At 33.8% G+C, this 1,549-nt stretch carries 3 protein-coding genes; all 3 read left to right on the top strand.

Features of this window, described 5'->3' with window-relative positions:
* Positions 1-766, top strand: a 766-nt coding sequence (locus AB1414_20635) for a HEAT repeat domain-containing protein (protein MEW6609817.1), incomplete at its 5' end; no start/stop codon positions are given.
* Positions 763-1,395 (top strand): amidase domain-containing protein, encoded by a 633-nt coding sequence (locus AB1414_20630; protein MEW6609816.1) that lies wholly within the window; start codon positions 763-765, stop codon positions 1,393-1,395. The genes AB1414_20635 and AB1414_20630, both read left to right, overlap by 4 nt.
* Positions 1,277-1,549 (top strand): Ig-like domain-containing protein (locus AB1414_20625; protein ID MEW6609815.1); only part of this gene is annotated, 273 nt, incomplete at its 3' end. The genes AB1414_20630 and AB1414_20625, both read left to right, overlap by 119 nt.

Genomic DNA, 1,549 nt, shown 5'->3' with positions numbered 1-1,549 from the left:
AGAAATAACTCAAAAGAAACAAGAAAAAAATGAAAGTAAAATAGTAGATAGACAAAAGGCATTAGAAAAAAGACGAGCAGAAATAAGAGAAAAATTGAGAGAAGAATATAAAAGAGAAGGATTATCAACAGAAGAAGTAGAAAAAAAGGTAGAGTTCAGCTTATGGTTAATAGAAGACAAAGTAGATATTCTCGCCGCTCCTAAAATTATTAAAGAGATAAAGGAAGGGATGAAAACCAAAGCATTATGGTTAGGACAGGCAATTTATGATTTAGGACAAACGAGGGACCCACAAGGCATACCAATATTAATAGAAGTATTAAGGAATTACGAAGTAGGTGGTGATCGATCTTATGCCGCTTCTGCTTTGGAAATGATTGGAGATAAATCAGCTATCCCAGCACTAATAGAAGCATTAGAAGATAGAGATGTATTAGTACGTGCGAAAGTAGCTAGAGTATTAGCTGAAATGGGAGAGAAGACAAAGTCATTACCTGTGTTAATTAGTCTTGCGAAAGGAGAGAATATGGATAAGTGGAGTATCGACTTATGGGGATATGGAGATTTTACAGAGGAAAATTTGAAAAAAAATATAGAGAAAGCAAAAAAAGGAATTCGTTATGAAGCATTAAGGGGATTAGAAAAAATTGGTAATGATAAGGCTATATCAGTAATAAAAGAGTTAAGTAAAGATGAAGACAAAAATATCCAATATATAGCCAATAGGATATTGAAGAGATTAGGAATTGAAGGGAGTCAAAAATGAAAAGGATACATTTTATACTTATAACTTTCTTTGTTTGTTATCTAATGAGTGTTACTGAGGTGTTATCTTTTAGTCGAAGTGATGTAGCTACTTATGGAGGTAATTATTGTGGGCAACCGAATAATGATAGTGATTATAATGTGGAGGATAATCCCAATCATGATCCAGATTCATATTACAAAAATTATAATTCTGTAGGTGGAGATTGTGCCAATTTTGTTTCTCAGTGTTTAATTGAAGGAGGGCTTGATTTGAGTGATGGGCCTGGAGTCTATGGAGAAAGACATATTAATAATCAGTGGGTATATGCTACTATTATCAGGTGTGAACATTTAGATCAACATCTTGTCAATAGCCAATATGCTGAATACAGCTCTATAAGTAATAGTGGTTCACCACCTGATAATTTAACTTCTGGTGATGTAATTATCTTTGGTGGGCATAATCCAAATGATTCGTATGAACATGCAGTGATAGTAGTTGGAGGAAGTGGTAATAGTTGTATCGTTGATGCACATACTAACCATCGTGAACACATTCGTTGGAATTATGGTTTTCCAAATTATTTGGACAATAGCTCATTTTTATCATATTCCGGATGCTCGTGTAACTACGAGTACTCCAGATAATGAAGCTACAGGTGTAGGAACAGATGAAAATATTGTAATAAACTTCAGTAAGCCAATGGACATAACTTCTGTTGAGAACGCTTTTAGTATCTACCCTGATATTCAAGGAGAGTTTAGTTGGAGTAATAATAATAGAACTCTTACTTTTACTCCA

This window comes from bacterium (assembly GCA_040755795.1).
In the GTDB taxonomy this organism is placed as follows: Bacteria; UBA9089; CG2-30-40-21; order CG2-30-40-21; family SBAY01; genus JBFLXS01.
Note: the sequence above shows the minus strand (reverse complement) of the source record. Positions and strands in the feature narration are given on the sequence as shown.

What these genes read in the sequence shown, in the direction of transcription:
- AB1414_20630 (MEW6609816.1), top strand. Translation starts at nt 763, where the DNA reads ATGAAAAGGATACATTTTATACTTATAACTTTCTTTGTTTGTTATCTA.